Source organism: Bradyrhizobium diazoefficiens (genome assembly GCF_016616885.1).
GTDB classification, from domain to species: Bacteria; Pseudomonadota; Alphaproteobacteria; order Rhizobiales; family Xanthobacteraceae; genus Bradyrhizobium; species Bradyrhizobium diazoefficiens_F.
The window spans coordinates 7,487,903-7,505,928 of the sequence record NZ_CP067102.1; the positions used below are offsets into that span (position 1 = coordinate 7,487,903).

The 18,026-nt window shown below is 65.1% G+C and carries 6 protein-coding genes; 2 read left to right on the forward strand and 4 right to left on the reverse strand.

The window, feature by feature from the left end; translation table 11 throughout:
* The first annotated feature begins 15 nt into the window (after positions 1–15).
* Positions 16–2,328 (forward strand): TIM-barrel domain-containing protein, encoded by a 2,313-nt coding sequence (locus JJC00_RS34945; protein WP_200470273.1) that lies wholly within the window; start codon positions 16–18, stop codon positions 2,326–2,328.
* A gap of 437 nt (positions 2,329–2,765) precedes the next feature.
* On the opposite strand, the gene JJC00_RS34950 is transcribed toward JJC00_RS34945, so the two are convergent.
* Positions 2,766–3,545, reverse strand: a complete 780-nt coding sequence (locus JJC00_RS34950) for a DUF2182 domain-containing protein (RefSeq protein ID WP_200470274.1) — start codon at positions 3,543–3,545, stop codon at positions 2,766–2,768.
* 38 nt (positions 3,546–3,583) lie between these two features.
* Positions 3,584–4,216 (reverse strand): DUF1326 domain-containing protein, encoded by a 633-nt coding sequence (locus JJC00_RS34955; RefSeq protein WP_200470275.1) that lies wholly within the window; start codon positions 4,214–4,216, stop codon positions 3,584–3,586.
* A 493-nt stretch (positions 4,217–4,709) separates the two neighbouring features.
* On the opposite strand from JJC00_RS34955, the gene JJC00_RS34960 reads away from it, so the two are divergent.
* On the forward strand, positions 4,710–9,539 hold the full coding sequence (locus JJC00_RS34960; RefSeq protein WP_200470276.1) for an NAD-glutamate dehydrogenase: 4,830 nt from the start codon (positions 4,710–4,712) through the stop codon (positions 9,537–9,539).
* A gap of 229 nt (positions 9,540–9,768) precedes the next feature.
* On the opposite strand, the gene JJC00_RS34965 is transcribed toward JJC00_RS34960, so the two are convergent.
* Both JJC00_RS34965 and JJC00_RS34970 read right to left on the reverse strand, forming a co-directional pair.
* The gene (locus JJC00_RS34965) at positions 9,769–13,161 is read right to left on the reverse strand and encodes a beta strand repeat-containing protein (RefSeq protein WP_200470277.1); all 3,393 of its coding nucleotides are present in this window, start codon (positions 13,159–13,161) and stop codon (positions 9,769–9,771) included.
* Positions 13,061–17,884, reverse strand: coding sequence for a YDG domain-containing protein (locus JJC00_RS34970; protein ID WP_200470278.1), 4,824 nt, complete (start codon positions 17,882–17,884; stop codon positions 13,061–13,063). The genes JJC00_RS34965 and JJC00_RS34970 overlap by 101 nt, the downstream gene beginning before the upstream one ends.
* Positions 17,885–18,026 lie beyond the last annotated feature (142 nt).

Here is an 18,026-nt window from a genome sequence, read left to right on the forward strand (position 1 = left end):
CCGGAGTCTGATCAAATGAAAGCCCTGACCCACGGCCGCTTCCGCGGCCTCGACGGCCACGCCGCGCTCTTCGACCTCGCGACCGGGCCGGCGGCGACCCCGCTCACCACGCTGCGCATCGCGATTCTCGAGAGCGACATCGGCCGCGTCACCCTGCGCCGGCCGGAGGGCTATCGGCTCGATCGCGGCTGGGCGATCGCCCCTGATCGCACCGAGCCGCCGTTCGAGGGAAGGCTACGCGACGACATCTCCGGCTTTGCCAATCCGGCGGCGACCGTGTCGGAGGATGGCGGCATTGTCACGCTCGCCGCTACGGGTCTTCGCGCTCAAATCCGGCTCGATCCGTTCGGCATCGCGTGGTACCGCGCCGGCGAGCAGCAGCCATTCCTGCAGGACCGGCCGACCCAGGCCTATCTCCTGTCGCGCAAGACCACCGCGTTGCTGCATGCGATGGAACGGCACGAAGGCGAACGCCATTACGGCCTCGGAGACAAGGCCGGTCCGCTCGATCGAACCGGCCGGCGCTTCGCGATCGATGCCGTCGATCCCTGCGGCTACGACGCCGAGCTGTCCGATCCGCTCTACAAGATGCTTCCGTTCTTCATCGTCGACGGCGCCCGCGGCGCGCACGGCATCTTCTACGACAATCTCGCGCTCGGCTCGGTCGACCTCGGCTGCACCATCGACAATTACCACGGCCTGTTCCGCAGCTATCGTGCCGAGGATGGCGACCTCGATTATTACGTGCTCGCCGGACCGACGGTGCCCGAGGTCACGCGGCGGTTTTCCTGGCTGACCGGCGGACAGGCCTTCGCGCCCCGCTGGACGCTCGGCTTTGCGATGACGACCATGACCATCGCCGACGCGCCGGACGCGGACGCGCGCATCACCGCCTTCATCGAGGATTGCAGGCGGAACGGCATCCGTTGCGACAGCTTTCACTTCGGCTCTGGCTACACTTCGATCGGCAACCGTCGCTACGTCTTCAATTGGAACCGTGACAAGTTCCCCGATCCGGCGGCGACGATGGCGCGACTTAAGGCGGCCGGCATGCAGCCGGTCACCAACATCAAGCCCTGCCTGCTCGATGATCATCCACGGCTCGATGAAGCGAAGGCGCGCGGCATACTGGTCGCTGACGGCGAGACCGGCGAGCCGGCGGTCGCGCAATTCTGGGACGGCCTCGGCTTCCACGTCGACTTTACCAATCCCGAAGGCCGGCAGTGGTGGGCGGATGGCATCCGCGACGCGCTGCTTGCCTTTGGCGTGACGGCGGTCTGGAGCGACAACAACGAATACGAGATCTGGGACGAGGATGCGATCTGCAATGGCGACGGCCGGCCGTTTCAGCAAGGACTCGCCCGCCCCGGGCAGGCGCTCTTGATGCACAAGCTCGCCTACGAGACCCAGGCCGCGCAGGCGCCTGGCAAGCGCCCCTATACGATCACGCGCGCCGGCAGCGCCGGCATCGCACGCTACGGTCAGACCTGGAGCGGCGACAACGAAACCGCCTGGAAGACGCTGCGCTACAATCTGATCCAGGGCCTGAACATGAGCCTGTCGGGGCTTTACAACATCGGCCACGACGTCGGCGGCTTCCATGGCGAATCGCCGGGCCCGGAACTGTTTTGCCGCTTCGTCGAGTTCTGCGCGCTGTGGCCGCGCATGGTGATGAATTCCTGGAAGGCGAGCGGCATCGTCAACACCCCCTGGATGCATCCCGGCGTGCTTCCACAGGTCCGATCCGCCATGGAGCTTCGCCACAGCCTGATCCCATATCTTTACACGCAGATGTGGCGTGCGGCGCTGGAGGACCTGCCGCCGGTGCGGCCGCTGTTGTGGGAGTTCGGTTCGGACGCGATCGCAGCGACCGTCGAGGACGCATTCATGCTTGGCCGCGATCTCCTGGTCGCTCCGGTGCTGGACGAGGGGGCGACGACGCGCGAGGTCTATCTGCCCGCCCATCCCGGCGGCTGGTACGACTGGCATGACGGGACGCTGTTCGAAGGCGGGCGAACCATCACCGTCGCAGCGCCTCTGGGCCGGCTACCGGTGTTCGCACGCGCCGGCGCGATCGTTCCGATCGAAGACGGGACGGGACTGACAGCGATCGTGTTCGGGTCACCCGATCATGGTGGCTCCGGCCTTCTCTATGTCGACGATGGAGAGACCTCGGACTGGCGCAACGTCGGCATGGCCGTCGAATTCCGCCTGCGCCCCGACGCGACCGGCTTCGTTCTCGATGTCAGTGGAGGCGAGTTGCCCGCACCCATCCGCGTCCGCGGCGTGGGCGTGCCCAATCTGCGTCTCGCCGACACGACAAAGTGAGCCGCGCCGCCGAAATCGGTCGTGTTCGCATCCGGCGCTAACGCAATGAGCGCGATCCGGCGCCCATCGTCTCAAAGCATTTGAGATTTGAAGTGAAATGGCGCCAAGGGGCTGTGCGGTCGGTGGTGATGTCCTGCCGGCGCGTCGATCTTCAGCAGCGTGTCAGCCACGCCCGGCGCCAGGCAGCGGCGCGCGCGACATCGTGGACAGGCACGATGTTCTGATGCTCGCCTCACGCCACGGCGCAAGCCGGCACTGTCGTCATCCCGGAGCGCGAGCCTAGAAGCAACAGCCTTAAGTTTCGGTTGGGAAAAGGCTCAATTGTCCAGCTAACGACCTCCGTAAGACCACGGAAGCCGGCTGGTTTGAGCAGCTTGGCGGTATCGGCGTATTTGAGAATGGCATTTTCGCAGCGCCTGCCGTGCCACGGTGGTTTCTCACATCGCGCGTGCGAGCATGATCGTGCCGGACATGATGAGGGCCCCACCTGCCGCATGGCTCAGCCTTGGGCCGAACGGCAGCAGTTTCTCACCGGCGACATAGAGCGCGATGGCGATGATCCAGACGAGATTCATCACTCCGCTGACGAACAGCAGTGCCATCAAGAACCAGCAGCAGCCGACGCAATAGCTGCCGTGGCGAAATCCCATGTGGAATGCCCCTCTCGTACCGGGCCGCCAATGCCGACTGAGAAACATCAGCGGGCTCTCGCAGTAACGCAGACAGGCACGTTTGAGCGGCGTGAATTGGTAGAGCCCTGCGGCAAGCAAAATGAGGCCGCCCAAAATCGAGCTGGTGCTTGCCATCGCCATCGACAGCAAGCCGAAGCGCTCGAGCGCCCATTGCACCAGGACCGCAACGACACTGAACCCCGCCCATGTCACGAGATAACCGGCGAGAAATATCCAGGCGTCCATTGCGGCGCGGGATGCAGTCTCCTGCTTGCGCTTGACCGTCGCATACAAGAGGACGGTGGGCGCCGCGCTCGGCGCCATCATCGCGACCATCATCACCCACCACATCACGAACAGCAGCGCCGCATAGAGCGGCGTCCACGGCATCGGCGCCATGTCCGGCATGACGGCCATCATTTCGGTGTCCATGCCGGCGCCGCTGGCGAGATAGGCCCAGGCGAGCGCCGCCACGGCAGCGGTCCCGATCGCAACGATCAGGCGGTCGCGGTGAAGCAGGTGTTCCAGCAGGAAGCGTCCGTGCATGGGCTTGCCCGCCCCGATCTCTCGATTTCAGCGCAGTATCACATCGCGACGCCGTCGGGCGTTTGCACGACGGTGGCAAGCGAGCTGTGCGTGCCCCGGGCTTCGAATGGAATCGCGCCGGTCGAGCGGATATTGGCGGACGCGATTTCGGCAGCCCTATGCTCAAAGCCCTCGGGCATCACGACCTGAATGCGGTGCGGAGCACCCGTCACCGGGTTCTTGATCGGCTCGACGTCGGTCTCGAGCACGCCCCGGGCGACAAGCCGGGCGACGCGTCCGTCCTTGTCAAAGGAGAACTCGAACGGCGCAAACACCGGATCGTGGATCTTGGTGACGATCAGGCTGACGATCTGGAATAGCGTGCCCTCGGCAGAATGCTTGCCCGAAAAGATCTCGAACAACGCCTGGCGCTGCTCCGGCGTGGCGCGTTCGTCGATGATGGGTTGGATCGTCCCGTTGCCCTCATGCAGCGCTCCGGGGAAATCGACCGTGATCGCGAAGCAGAGACCGTCAAGCCTGGTCCCCTCGAAATGTCCCTTGGCAATGCGCATGGCGACCAGCCCCTTGCAATAGCCTTGGGTCGGCGGCGCGTTGAAATCGCAGGGGCAGCCGAATGCGCAGTTGCAATTCTTCATCCATTCGCCTTCGAGACGCCAGTCCGATGCAGCCATGGCACATCTCCCAATGTGAAGGGGGACGCGGCAGCCATGGGCGAATTTTTTTGGCGTTATATCGAAGCAATGCGTAGAACCGCCAGCGGGATCGAGATCCGATCAGAAGGCCGCCTTGCAAAAAAGTCGGTTGGCGAGCTGCCGTTTACCGTCCCAATGGCGAAAAGCATATCAGCCCAGGCGGGGCGCGTACAGCGCGGCGGAGCAAGCGGGTCTGCAGGACATTCGACACTGAGAGGAATGGTGCGCTGCTCCGAACAAACATGCGAGCTCGTATGTCATTGAATGTACTTATGATTTCCCACGATGCCGCCGACCCTGCGGTCGCAGGGCTTTTCGCCACGACTCCGCGCGCCTTGGCCGCTCGGAGTGGTAAGCTCCGGTGCCGAGGGCAGATTTCGCGGCGCCGGATCGCGGTCAGGATAACGGCGCTCGAAGCCATGAACTCCAGAAGCAAGCTGATGATCGCGATTGCGATCGAACGATGCGAGAGATGGAGGACGTTATGGAAGCGTGGCGTGACGACAAGGCCCGGTCGACCCTGATTCGCGATGCAGCGGGAAGCGTGCAGCTAGGCAACACGCCCCGGACTTTTGCCGAACTCCTGTTCGGCCACACCAATAGCGAGGATCTCGCCAACCACGACGCCGCTTCGCTGGCCTTCCTGGCCGAGCAGGCCTGGGAACATGTCCAGCGGCGCACGGCAGGTCGCGCCGATATCCGCATCGTCAATCCGATGATGCCGGATGGCCGCGAGATCTCCGTGCTCGAAATTCTCAATGACAACATGCCCTTCCTGTTCGATTCCACGCTGGCAGAGCTCGCCGAGCAGGGCATCGAGGTCACCCTGGTCGCTCATCCGATCATCGCGGTGGAGCGCGACGAGCAAGGCAAGCTGATGCGCTTCCATGGCGAAGCCCTGCCGGAGGGAGCAAGGGGCGCGCGCGAAAGCCTCATCCATCTCCACATCACCCGCATGGACGTCGACGCCGACCGCCAAAAGCTGGTCGATGGGTTGACCATGACGTTGAACGACGCGCGCGCCTGCGTCACCGACTGGAAGCCCATGCGTGCCCGCATCGAGGAGGCGATCAAGATCTTCTCGACCAATCCGCCGCCGCTGCCGATCGACGAGATCGCCGAAGCCAGCCAGTTCCTGCATTGGCTGTGCCTGGACAATTTCACCTTTCTGGGCGTGCGCGAATATCGCTTTTCCCCCAACAGCGAAGCGTCGGACGACATCACGACCGGTGAGGGCCTCGGCATTCTGCGCGATCCCGAGGTGAAGGTCCTGCGCCGCGGTCGCGAAATGGTGGTGATGACGTCGGAAATTCGCGAGTTCATGCGGGAGCCGAGCCTCCTCATCGTCATCAAGGCCAACGTCTCCAGCCGCGTTCATCGCCGCATCCGGATGGATTATGTGGGCATCAAGCTCTATACCCCCGACGGCCGGCTCGAAGGGGAATTGCGCCTCGTCGGTCTATTCACGTCCGGCGCCTATACCCGCTCGGTCAAGCAAATCCCTTATGCCCGCCACAAGGTGGCGCAGGTGCTGCAGCGCGCCGGCTTCGACCCGAACAGCCATTCGGGCAAGGCGCTGACGCATATTCTCGACGATTATCCGCGCGACGATCTGTTCCAGATCGACGTCGACACGCTCTACAATTTCGTCATGGAGATCCTGATCCTCTATGAGCGCCCCCGTGTCCGGGCGCTGGCACGCGTGGACAAGTTCGATCGCTTCGTCTCCATCCTCTGCTTTATTCCGCGCGACAAATACGACACCGACGTGCGCACGCGCGTCGGCGCTTTCCTCTCGCAAGTCTACAAGGGGACCCTGTCGGCCTCCTACGCGTCCTTCCCCGAAGGATCACTGGCGCGCGTCCACTACATCGTCGGGCGATATGAAGGTAAGACCCCGGTCGTCGAGCGCGAGACACTCGAAACCGGAATCAGCGCCATTGCAGAGACCTGGGGCGACAAGTTGAAGGTCGCGCTCGCTGCGTCTGCCGACGGCATGCGGGCGCGCATGCTCGCAAGCCGCTATGCCCAGGCCTTTACCGGCGGCTACACCGAGATATTCAGCGCCGAACAGGCGATCGCCGACATCACCACCATCGAAAAGCTGACCTCAGCCCGGCCGGTGACGATTTCGGTTTACCGCCTTGACGGGAACGACGATCCCAGACGATTCGGCTTGAAGGTTTTCTCGGATGCCGCACCGCTGTCGCTATCCTATCGCGTGCCGGTGATTGAAAATCACGGCTTGAACGTAGTCAACGAACGCACCTATCAGATCGTGCCGCGCACCAGGCAGGCGCCGGTATGGCTGCACGATATGACAATCGAGACCAGCGACGGCAAGCCGATCGCAATCAGCCATGAATTCAACCATCGTCTGGAAGCCTCGATCATGGCGGTGGTCCGCGATCGCGCCGAATCCGACGGGTTCAACGCACTGATCCTGCGCACAGCCCTGAGCTGGCGGGAAGTATCGACGATCCGCGCGCTGTCGCGCTACCTCCATCAGATCCGCGCGCCATTCACCCAGGACTACATGTGGGAAACCCTGCGCAAGAACGCCGCGATTACCGCCAACATCGTCGCCCTGTTCCAGGGCCGCCTCGATCCGCGCCTTGGATTCACGATTGCGGAGCGCTCGGCGCGCGAGATGGCCCTCGTCGCCGAGATCGAGGAGCAGCTGAAATCCGTCGCCTCGCTCGATGAAGATCGCATCCTGCGAAGCTTCACCAATCTGGTGCAGGCAACCATCCGCACCAATTTGTGGCAGGTCGGTCAGGATGGACATCCGCATCCGGTGATCTCCTTCAAGTTCGACGCCCGCAAGATCGAGGCCCTGCCGGCACCGCGACCACTGTACGAGATTTTCGTCTACTCGCCCCGCGTCGAAGGCATTCATCTGCGCTTCGGCAAGGTCGCGCGCGGCGGTCTGCGCTGGTCCGACCGGCCGCAGGATTTCCGTACCGAGATCCTGGGCCTCGTGAAGGCGCAACAGGTGAAGAACGCCGTGATCGTGCCGGTCGGGGCCAAGGGCGGCTTCGTGCCCAAGCGCCTGCCCTCGCCCTCCAGTCGTGACCACTTCATGGCGGAAGGCACCGAAGCCTATCGCATCTTCGTTCGCACGCTGCTCGAACTCACCGACAATCTTGACGGCGACGACGTCGTGCCGCCCGACTCGACCGTGCGGCATGACGGCGACGACCCCTACCTGGTCGTCGCCGCCGACAAGGGCACCGCCACCTTCTCCGACATCGCCAATGCGATCTCGACCGAGAAGCACCATTGGCTCGGCGATGCCTTCGCCTCCGGCGGCAGCCAGGGCTATGACCACAAGAAGATGGGGATCACGGCGCGAGGCGCGTGGGAGGCGGTCAAGCGTCACTTCCGCGAGCTTGGCACCGACATCCAGACCAAGCCGTTCACGGTTGCCGGCGTCGGCGACATGTCGGGCGATGTCTTCGGCAACGGCATGCTGCTCTCGCCGGCGACGAAGCTCATCGCGGCGTTCGATCACCGCGACATCTTCATCGATCCGTCGCCTGATCCGGCGATCAGCCTCGCCGAACGCAGGCGCCTGTTCACCCTGTCGCGATCGAGCTGGCAGGACTACGACAAGTCCCTGATCTCGCAGGGCGGCGGCGTGTTCTCGCGCTCGCTCAAGGCGATCCCGCTTGCGCCGGAAGTGCGCACGCTGCTCGATCTCGACAAGCCGCAGGCCACGCCTTTCGAGGTGATGACAGCGATCCTCAAGGCCCGCGTCGACCTCCTGTGGTTTGGCGGCATCGGCACGTATATCCGCTCGTCCTCGGAAAGCGATGATCAGGCCGGCGACCGCGCCAACGATCCGATCCGAATCGCGGGCGCCGACGTCCGCGCCCGGGTGATCGGCGAAGGCGCCAATCTCGGCGTCACCCAGCGCGGCCGCATCGAGGCGGCGCAGAAGGGCGTCAAGCTCAACACGGACGCCATCGACAATTCGGCGGGCGTGAATACGTCCGACGTTGAGGTCAACATCAAGATCGCGCTGGCGCGTCCCGAGCGCGAGGGGCGCCTTACCCCTGGCGACCGCAACAACCTGCTCGCCGCGATGACCGAGGAGGTCGGCGCACTGGTGCTACGCAACAATTATCTTCAGACGCTGGCGCTCTCGCTGGCCGAACGGAAGGGCGTGGCCGAGATCGGCTTCCTCACCCGCCTGATGCAATCGCTCGAGCAGCGCGGCCTGCTTAGCCGCGCCGTGGAGTTCTTGCCCGACGATGCGGCGATCACGGAGCGCACGAGACGCAGCCAGCTTCTGACGCGGCCCGAGCTTGCGGTGTTGCTCGCTTACGCCAAGCTGACGCTCTACGACGACCTGCTCGCGACTGGCGTACCTGACGATCCCTATCTGGCCCGCGAACTATCCCAGTATTTTCCGCACCAGCTGCAGGAGAAATTCCCGACGGCGGTGCCATCGCATCGACTTCGGCGGGAGATCATCGCCACCAGTCTCGCCAATGCCGTGATCAATCGGGGCGGCCCGGCCTGTGTCGTGCGCCTGACCGACGAGACTGATGCCGACATTGCCACCATCGTCACCGCCTTCGTGGCGGTGGATGAATCCTATGGCCTCAAGCGGCTCAATGCCGCGATCGATGCACTCGACACCCGCATCGACGGGCAGTTGCAGCTCGGCCTCTACGCCTCGCTTCAGGATCTCCTGCTCTCACGCATGGTCTGGTATGTGCGCAATGCCGATCTCAAGGCCGGTCTCGACGCCGTGATCGCGCGCTTCGGTCCCGGAATCCGGGAGGTCGCCGCCGGGCTCGACGAGACCCTGCCGCAGGGCTTGCAGGCTGGGCGCACCAAGCGGCGGCGAGATCTGATCGATGCCGGCGTCCCGGCAGACCTTGCCGGAGAACTCGCCGATCTCGACGCGCTCGTTTCCGCGCCGGATATCGTCACCGTCGCAGAGCGCACCAGCCGGGCCATCGGTGATGCCGCCACGACCTTCTTCGCCGCCGAGGCCGATTTCAGGATCGATCGCATCATCGCCGCCGCACGCAGCGTGCCGGCCAGCGACAATTACGACCGTCTCGCCATCGATCGTGCCGTTGACCAGATCGCGGCCGCGGAAAGGGCACTGGTCGCCAACATGCTGGCAAACGGCGGATCCGGCCAACAGGCCGCCGGCGACTGGCTTGCGGCTCATCCTGAGGCGACGCGAGTCCGCCGCTCGGTCGAGGAGATCGCGGCCAGCGGCCTGACGCTCGCCAGGCTGACGGTGGCAGCCAATCTGCTGGGAGACCTCGTCAAGGCCTGAGACGCGACGGAAGGGAATGCAGGAGGCTATGGTCTGGCGCAGGAGGAGCCGGCCTGATCTGATGGTGCGCCACTCAGAATAAAACTGCGAACTCTTACGTCATTGAAATCGCAGCCCGCGCCAAGCGCGGCCCGGGCGCTAAATTTAATGGCTAATCACCAACGCGGTCATTCCGGGCTCGCGCAAGGGCGCGGCCCGGAATCACGGCCGTTGATGATCGGCAGTGCGATCACTTGACTACGGCGAAGGTGAGGTATTTTTCCGCCTTCATTGTCTGCAACGCCGCGATCTTCGCCTCATCGACGAAATCGATACCTGCGTTGGCGGCACCACTCAGCGCGATCCACTTGTTGTGGGTGAAATCGAATATCTTGCTGATCGGACCGACGGTCTTGGCGGCGGAATCGTAAGCGAGCAAAACCGAGGTGCCGGTGACGGGATCGTCGGCTACGATCCCGCTCTCGGTCATCGCGACCGCGAGCAGCCATGTATCGCCGGCGCCGCCGAGAATGACGGGCCCATGCCCGAGCAGTGCACCGATGTCGGTTTTGCCGTCCAGCGGGAGCGCGATCGCGGTGCTCAGGTCCGAGGCCTGCGGGCCGCTGCCGAAAGTCACCTTGTTGACCAGCGGATTCTCCCAGCCGACGCCGTGCCAGTCGGCGCCCTTCGCCGGATCGAACAATCGATCGATGGTCGGAGGCGTGGCCGCCGGCGTGAGCTCGTGGCCGGCCGCGCGGGCGATCATGGTCAGGATGGTGGCAAGGCCAGCCTGGTCGACATGATCGGGAAGCTTGTCGTTGGAGTATTGCCCGGGATCATATTGGCTGATCGGCTGGTAAACCAGACCGTCGGCGCTGGACGTCAGCGCGCCGATGCTGCTCGTGACCACGTCATTGGGATTGGCGGCGGTCTTGTTCGAATCGCCACGGTCGGGCGCGGCGGCGGTCCTGGTGTTCGGCGCCGATGGCGTGAATGCGATCAGCGGCCCGGGTGTACCCGGCGTCGTGACGAAATTGATGCTGGTCGTCTTGGGCGACTGATATTGCGCGCCAGCCGTGATCAAGCTGGCGGTCGGCGCGGCGGCGAGATTATTTTCGACAATCGTAAGATTATTTCCGACATAGGTCAGCGCATAATTGGGGCTGGCGGCCAGCGATCCCAGCGTGATGGCGTAGCTGCCGGCGGCGGACTGTGCTGTCGCCGCCGTCGCCAGGCCACCGGTCAGGGTGTCGCCGCTGACCAGGCCGAGGCCGCCGATGGCATAGGTGAGCAGCGGGTTCGGATCGTCGACCGAACGGCTCTTCGGATCCGCGGTGACCGTGAGCGGGCGCTGCGCAATCGTGCCGGCAGCCGTCTGTAGCGTGACGCGGTAATTGCCACCGCCATTGCCGTCGGCAATGGTGTAGCCTCCGTCCACGCTCAGCGTTCGCCGTCCGGCGTTCCTGCTGTCGAAGCTCTGGCTCAACCCCGCCAGCGTGTCACCCGCGACCAGGCCGCTGGAGGTCACCGTGCCGGTCGAGGTGACGCTGCGGTCATAGGTCTTGCTATCGGTCGCCGCCGCCAGCGTGAGGCCCTTCTGCAGGATCGTGCCGGCAGCCGTTTGCAGCGTGACGCGGTAGTTGCCGCCGCCATTGCCGTCGGCGATGGTGTAGCCTCCGTCCACGCTCAGCGTTCGCGGTCCAGCGTTCCTGCTGTCGAAGCTCTGGCTCAACCCCGCCAGCGTGTCGCCCGCGACCAGGCCGCTGGAGGTCACCGTGCCCGTCGAGGTGGTGCTGCCGTCGTAGGTCTTGCTATCCGACGCCGCCGCGATGGTGAGCGCCGCCTTGGTGATGCTCGCCGTCGTGCTCGCCGTGGTGTTGAAGGTGTAGTTGCCGGCATCCGCGCCGGTCACCTGGATGCCCGCCACCGACACGCTCTTGCCGGTGCCGACGTTCTTGTCGCCGAAGCCGGCGCTGCCATAGCCCAGCGTCAGGCTGTCGCTGCCGAGGTGGTTGTCGGACAGCGCGACCGTGGCGCCGGTGGTCGCGTCATAGACCCGGTCGACCCCGCTCGCCGACACCGTCAGCGCCGCCTTGGTGATGGTCGCCGTCGTGCTCGCCGTGGTGTTGAAGGTGTAATTGCCGGCATCGGCGCCGGTCACCTGGATGCCCGCCACCGACACGCTCTTGCCGGTGCCGACGTTCTTGTCGCCGAAGCCGGCGCTGCCATAGCCCAGCGTCAGGCTGTCGCTACCGAGGTGGTTGTCGGACAGCGTGACCGTGGCGCCGGTGGTCGCGTCATAGACCCGGTCGACCCCGCTCGCCGACACCGCGAGCGCCGCCTTGGTGATATCAGCCGTCGTGCTCGCGGTGGTGTTGAAGGTGTAATTGCCGGCATCCGCGCCGGTCACCTGGATGCCCGCCACCGACACGCTCTTGCCGGTGCCGACGTTCTTGTCGCCGAAGCCGGCGCTGCCGTAGCCCAGCGTCAGGCTGTCGCTGCCGAGGTGGTTGTCGGACAGCGTGACCGTGGCGCCGGTGGTCGCGTCATAGACCCGGTCGACCCCGCTCGCCGACACCGTCAGCGCCGCCTTGGTGATGGTCGCCGTCGTGCTCGCGGTGGTGTTGAAGGTGTAATTGCCGGCATCGGTGCCGGTCACCTGGATGCCCGCCACCGACACGCTCTTGCCGGTGCCGACGTTCTTGTCGCCGAAGCCGGCACTGCCATAGCCCAGCGTCAGGCTGTCGTTGCCGAGGTGGTTGTCGGACAGCGTGACCGTGGCGCCGGTGGTCGCGTCATAGACCCGGTCGACCCCGCTCGCCGACACCGTCAGCGCCGCCTTGGTGATGGTCGCCGTCGTGCTCGCGGTGGTGTTGAAGGTGTAGTTGCCGGCATCGGCGCCGGTCACCTGGATGCCCGCTACCGACACGCTCTTGCCGGTGCCGACGTTCTTGTCGCCGAAGCCGGCGCTGCCGTAGCCCAGCGTCAGGCTGTCGCTGCCGAGGTGGTTGTCGGACAGCGCGACCGTGGCGCCGGTGGTCGCGTCATAGACCCGGTCGACCCCGCTCGCCGACACCGTCAGCGCCGCCTTGGTGATGGTCGCCGTCGTGCTCGCGGTGGTGTTGAAGGTGTAATTGCCGGCATCGGCGCCGGTCACCTGGATGCCCGCCACCGACACGCTCTTGCCGGTGCCGACGTTCTTGTCGCCGAAGCCGGCGCTGCCATAGCCCAGCGTCAGGCTGTCGCTACCGAGGTGGTTGTCGGACAGCGTGACCGTGGCGCCGGTGGTCGCGTCATAGACCCGGTCGACCCCGCTCGCCGACACCGTCAGCGCCGCCTTGGTGATGGTCGCCGTCGTGCTCGCGGTGGTGTTGAAGGTGTAATTGCCGGCATCCGTGCCGGTCACCTGGATGCCCGCCACCGACACGCTCTTGCCGGTGCCGACGTTCTTGTCGCCGAAGCCGGCACTGCCATAGCCCAGCGTCAGGCTGTCGTTGCCGAGGTGGTTGTCGGACAGCGTGACCGTGGCGCCGGTGGTCGCGTCATAGACCCGGTCGACCCCGCTCGCCGACACCGTCAGCGCCGCCTTGGTGATGGTCGCCGTCGTGCTCGCGGCGGTGGTGTTGAAGGTAGTTGCCGGCATCGGCGCCGGTCACCTGGATGCCCGCCACCGACACGCTCTTGCCGGTGCCGACGTTCTTGTCGCCGAAGCCGGCGCTGCCGTAGCCCAGCGTCAGGCTGTCGCTGCCGAGGTGGTTGTCGGACAGCGCGACCGTGGCGCCGGTGGTCGCGTCATAGACCCGGTCGACCCCGCTCGCCGACACCGTCAGCGCCGCCTTGGTGATGGTCGCCGTCGTGCTCGCCGTGGTGTTGAAGGTGTAATTGCCGGCATCGGCGCCGGTCACCTGGATGCCCGCCACCGACACGCTCTTGCCGGTGCCGACGTTCTTGTCGCCGAAGCCGGCGCTGCCATAGCCCAGCGTCAGGCTGTCGCTGCCGAGGTGGTTGTCGGACAGCGTGACCGTGGCGCCGGTGGTCGCGTCATAGACCCGGTCGACCCCGCTCGCCGACACCGCGAGCGCCGCCTTGGTGATATCAGCCGTCGTGCTCGCGGTGGTGTTGAAGGTGTAATTGCCGGCATCCGCGCCGGTCACCTGGATGCCCGCCACCGACACGCTCTTGCCGGTGCCGACGTTCTTGTCGCCGAAGCCGGCGCTGCCGTAGCCCAGCGTCAGGCTGTCGCTGCCGAGGTGGTTGTCGGACAGCGTGACCGTGGCGCCGGTGGTCGCGTCATAGACCCGGTCGACCCCGCTCGCCGACACCGTCAGCGCCGCCTTGGTGATGGTCGCCGTCGTGCTCGCGGTGGTGTTGAAGGTGTAATTGCCGGCATCGGTGCCGGTCACCTGGATGCCCGCCACCGACACGCTCTTGCCGGTGCCGACGTTCTTGTCGCCGAAGCCGGCACTGCCATAGCCCAGCGTCAGGCTGTCGTTGCCGAGGTGGTTGTCGGACAGCGTGACCGTGGCGCCGGTGGTCGCGTCATAGACCCGGTCGACCCCGCTCGCCGACACCGTCAGCGCCGCCTTGGTGATGGTCGCCGTCGTGCTCGCGGTGGTGTTGAAGGTGTAGTTGCCGGCATCGGCGCCGGTCACCTGGATGCCCGCTACCGACACGCTCTTGCCGGTGCCGACGTTCTTGTCGCCGAAGCCGGCGCTGCCGTAGCCCAGCGTCAGGCTGTCGCTGCCGAGGTGGTTGTCGGACAGCGCGACCGTGGCGCCGGTGGTCGCGTCATAGACCCGGTCGACCCCGCTCGCCGACACCGTCAGCGCCGCCTTGGTGATGGTCGCCGTCGTGCTCGCGGTGGTGTTGAAGGTGTAATTGCCGGCATCGGCGCCGGTCACCTGGATGCCCGCCACCGACACGCTCTTGCCGGTGCCGACGTTCTTGTCGCCGAAGCCGGCGCTGCCATAGCCCAGCGTCAGGCTGTCGCTGCCGAGGTGGTTGTCGGACAGCGTGACCGTGGCGCCGGTGGTCGCGTCATAGACCCGGTCGACCCCGCTCGCCGACACCGTGAGCTGCCGCTGCGCAATGGTGCCGGAACCGGTCGCAGAGACGACGCCATTCAGCGTGTAGTTGCTCGCGGCGGACCCAGACAGGGACAGGCCGGACACATTGATCGACCGCAAACCTGCATTGCGCGAATCATAGATGGCCGAGGCCGCAACGACCGAGATGTCGTCGCCTGAGACGGCGTTGCCAAACGTAAAGCCGGTCGCGCCCGCGGTGAGCGCAGTGCCTGCGTCGTACACCTTGTCGACGCCAGTTGCTCCGGCAATCGTCAGCACGCGCGGTGTGATGGTCAGCGTTCCGGGCAGATAGACGACACGGCTCGCGCCGCCCCCGGAGAAGGTCGCCGCCGCGCCGCTGCCAGTGATGCCATAGCTGCCGACATTGGATTTTGAGTTCGCCGTCGTCGTCAGTGTCGCGCCGGAGGTCAGCGTGTTCCAGTAGCCGAGGCCGAGATAGTTTGAGGCACCGAGCGTCGGAACGGCATCGCCATAGGCCATGGTAGCACTGGCGCGCACACCGACCACGCCGGAGACGCCGTAGAGCTGTGGCCGAAAGCCGTTGCCCGCGCTCGCCCAGACGCTCGCGAAATCGAAGCCGGCAAAACTGGCGCTGTCCATCATCTGCGCCGTGGTCAGGCCGGTGACGCCCGACGTATCGCCGATTCCGCTCCCGACGCTCGTGCCGCTGGTCTGCACATCCCAGTAGGAGGAGGCGACGGTACCGAACTTCGCCCCGAACAGCCCGCCGACATAACTGCCGCCCGAGACAGCGCCGGTGGCGTAGCTCTGGTTCACTGTGGCGCCACCACCACTACTAAACCCGACCAGCCCGCCGACATAATGGACGCCCGTGACCGCACCGGTGGCGTAGCTCTGCTGCACCGTGCCCCAATAGTTATTTCCGACGAGCCCGCCGACAAAATCAGCGCCCGAGACCGTCCCCGTGGCGTAGCTCTGCTGCACCGTGCCATAATTATAGCCGGCCAGCCCGCCAACACTATTGCCGCTGCCCCCGACCGCAGCGGTGGCATAGCTCTGCTCCACCGCGCCACTGTTATACCCGACCACCCCACCGACAGAGTTGCTGCCTGTAACCGTGCCGGTAACGTAGCTCTGGCTCACCGTGCCGACATTATTATACCCAACCAGCCCGCCAACATTATCGCCCCTGCCCGTAACCGCGGCGGTGGAGTAGCTCTGCTGCACCGTGCCGTGATAGTTATACCCGACCAGCGCGCCGACATTGGTCCTGCCGCTGATGCTCCCGCCGACGAGACCGATATTGGAGAGCACGCCGCCATTCAGGAAGCCGATCAAGCCGACATTATCAGTGGCTGGGTTAATTGGGCGGTAGATGGTCAGCCCGCTGACGACATGGCCCTGCCCGTCGAGCTTGCCGGTGAACGGCGTCGTGGAGTCTCCAATCGGCACGAAGCCGCCGCCGCCGTTCCAGGTCGCGGTGGCGCTGGCGTCGATGTCGCGGCCGAGCGCATAGGCGCCGCCGAGATTGATCTGGACGAATTGCAGGTCACGAACGGTGTTCACCAGCATATAGCCGGTGATGGTGGTGCCGGTGCCCTGGAAGGCCGTAAAATTCGTCGGGGTGGCGTAGGGTAAGCTCTGTTCGTCCTTGTACGGGTTGTAATAGATCGCAACTCCGCCGCTCGCCGTCACCGTCTTGCCGTTGCCGAATGTCACGGTGCCGATGCCGAATCTGGAGATGCCGGTTCCGGAATTGTCCGCCCGCAATACCACATGAGCGCCGGCGCCGCCGGTGAGATTGGCGTTCACCGCGATATCGCGATACGCCGAAAGCGTCAGCGTGCTGCCACTCGACCAGGTGACGTCATCGGCCACTGTAATGTTGCCCACCTGGAATCCGGCCGAGCCGGCGCCGCCGGTGGTGACCATGACATTGGCGCCGGCAAGCGCGTTCTGCAGCGTCGTGACGTTGATGATGGAATCGTCGGTGTTTGCGGTGAAGCTGCCGCCGGTGTTGCTGGCCCCGTTCGAGATCGTGACGTTATACGGATCAAGCAGCAGCGTGCCGAAACTGCCGTTAGCGGCGCGTAGATCGGTGAAGCCGGTGTAAGCGAGTTTCGCCTTGCCGGAGACTTCCGCCTCGCCACCATTGCCGGACAGCGCGCCACCGCGCGCGGCGATGGTGCCAGCGAAGCTGGTGAACCGATCCGACCAGACCACGACGTTGCCGCCGTTGCCTGACTGCGTGGCGTCGGCTTTGATGGTGGCGTCGGCGCCGATGGTCACGGTGTCGGCGTGCGGCAGCGGGCCTGAGCCCTGACGGCCGCCGCCGATGTTGATATCACCGCCACCGGTCGCGCCGGACGCATCGACGGCGGCGCCCTTCAGCTTGATCGATTGTCCGGTGACGTTGATCGTGCCGCCGGCATGACGGCGCGAGGTCGCGTCGAGGCGTCCGGTGATCTTGACCCGGCCGCCGGCGCCGCCGCCGATGATGATCGCGCCACTATGCCCGCCGATCGAGCGCGCCTGCACCAGGCCGGAGATGTTGATGGCGTTGCGCGCCGCCTCGCGCGCCGTCGCCGCGCTGATGATGACGCTGCCGCCATTGGCGATGATCGAGCCGGAGTTCTTGACCAGCGCGTCCTTGCCGCCGGCTGCGGTCGGCATCGTGACTTGCAGGAAGCCGTCACCGGAGAAATCGAGCGTGGCTTTCTCGCCGGAGCCGAGCCCCACCTTGCCGAGCGGCACGTTGATCAAGCCAGCGTTCGATACCGCGCCGCCGATTAGCGCCGCGTAGCCGCCGCGTCCGACGGTGATGGTGCCGGCATTGTTGACGGCAGCCGAGGCGCCGGTACCGGTGAACGTGCGCTTGCCCGTCATGAAGTCGGAATCCGAGATCCCCAGTGTCGAGGCGACGAAGCCGCCGCCGGCATTGACGGTGCCGCTTCGGGTGATGGCGATGCCGTTGGGATTGACCAGGTAGACCTGGCCGTTGGCATTGACTGAACCGGCGATGGTCGAGGGCGTATTACCCGTGACGCGATTGAGGATCGCCGAAGAGGCGTTCGGCTGCGCGATATTCACCGTGCTGCCCTGCCCGACCGAAAAGCCCTGCCAGTTGACGACGGCGCTCTGGCTCGACTGGGTTATGTTCATCTGCGTCGCGGTGGGCTGCGCGATCGCGACGCTGCCGGCGGCGACACTGCCTCCGGTCGGCAGGTTTTGCGCGTGGACGACACCGGGAGTTGCAAGCGCGCATCCGAGCGCCGTGGATGCCAATAGAATGCGCTTGAAAGAAGCCTGAACAAACATGAAGCAAATCCAAAAAAAACGTTAAGAGATGCAAAAACGTTAAGAGATGCTTAAAAGAATTCGATGTGTCTGGCTAGAAATGTTTCCAATCGGCAATCGATATTTTTTGCCTGCATGTGCTCTTGGTAAACGGCATTGAATT

Excerpts from the sequence above, each read along its gene's own strand:
- JJC00_RS34945 (WP_200470273.1), top strand. The coding sequence starts at position 16 with ATGAAAGCCCTGACCCACGGCCGCTTCCGCGGCCTCGACGGCCACGCC.
- JJC00_RS34950 (WP_200470274.1), bottom strand. The coding sequence starts at position 3,545 with ATGCACGGACGCTTCCTGCTGGAACACCTGCTTCACCGCGACCGCCTG.
- JJC00_RS34955 (WP_200470275.1), bottom strand. The coding sequence starts at position 4,216 with ATGGCTGCATCGGACTGGCGTCTCGAAGGCGAATGGATGAAGAATTGC.
- JJC00_RS34960 (WP_200470276.1), top strand. The coding sequence starts at position 4,710 with ATGGAGGACGTTATGGAAGCGTGGCGTGACGACAAGGCCCGGTCGACC.
- JJC00_RS34965 (WP_200470277.1), bottom strand. The coding sequence starts at position 13,161 with ATGCCGGCAACTACCTTCAACACCACCGCCGCGAGCACGACGGCGACC.
- JJC00_RS34970 (WP_200470278.1), bottom strand. The coding sequence starts at position 17,884 with ATGTTTGTTCAGGCTTCTTTCAAGCGCATTCTATTGGCATCCACGGCG.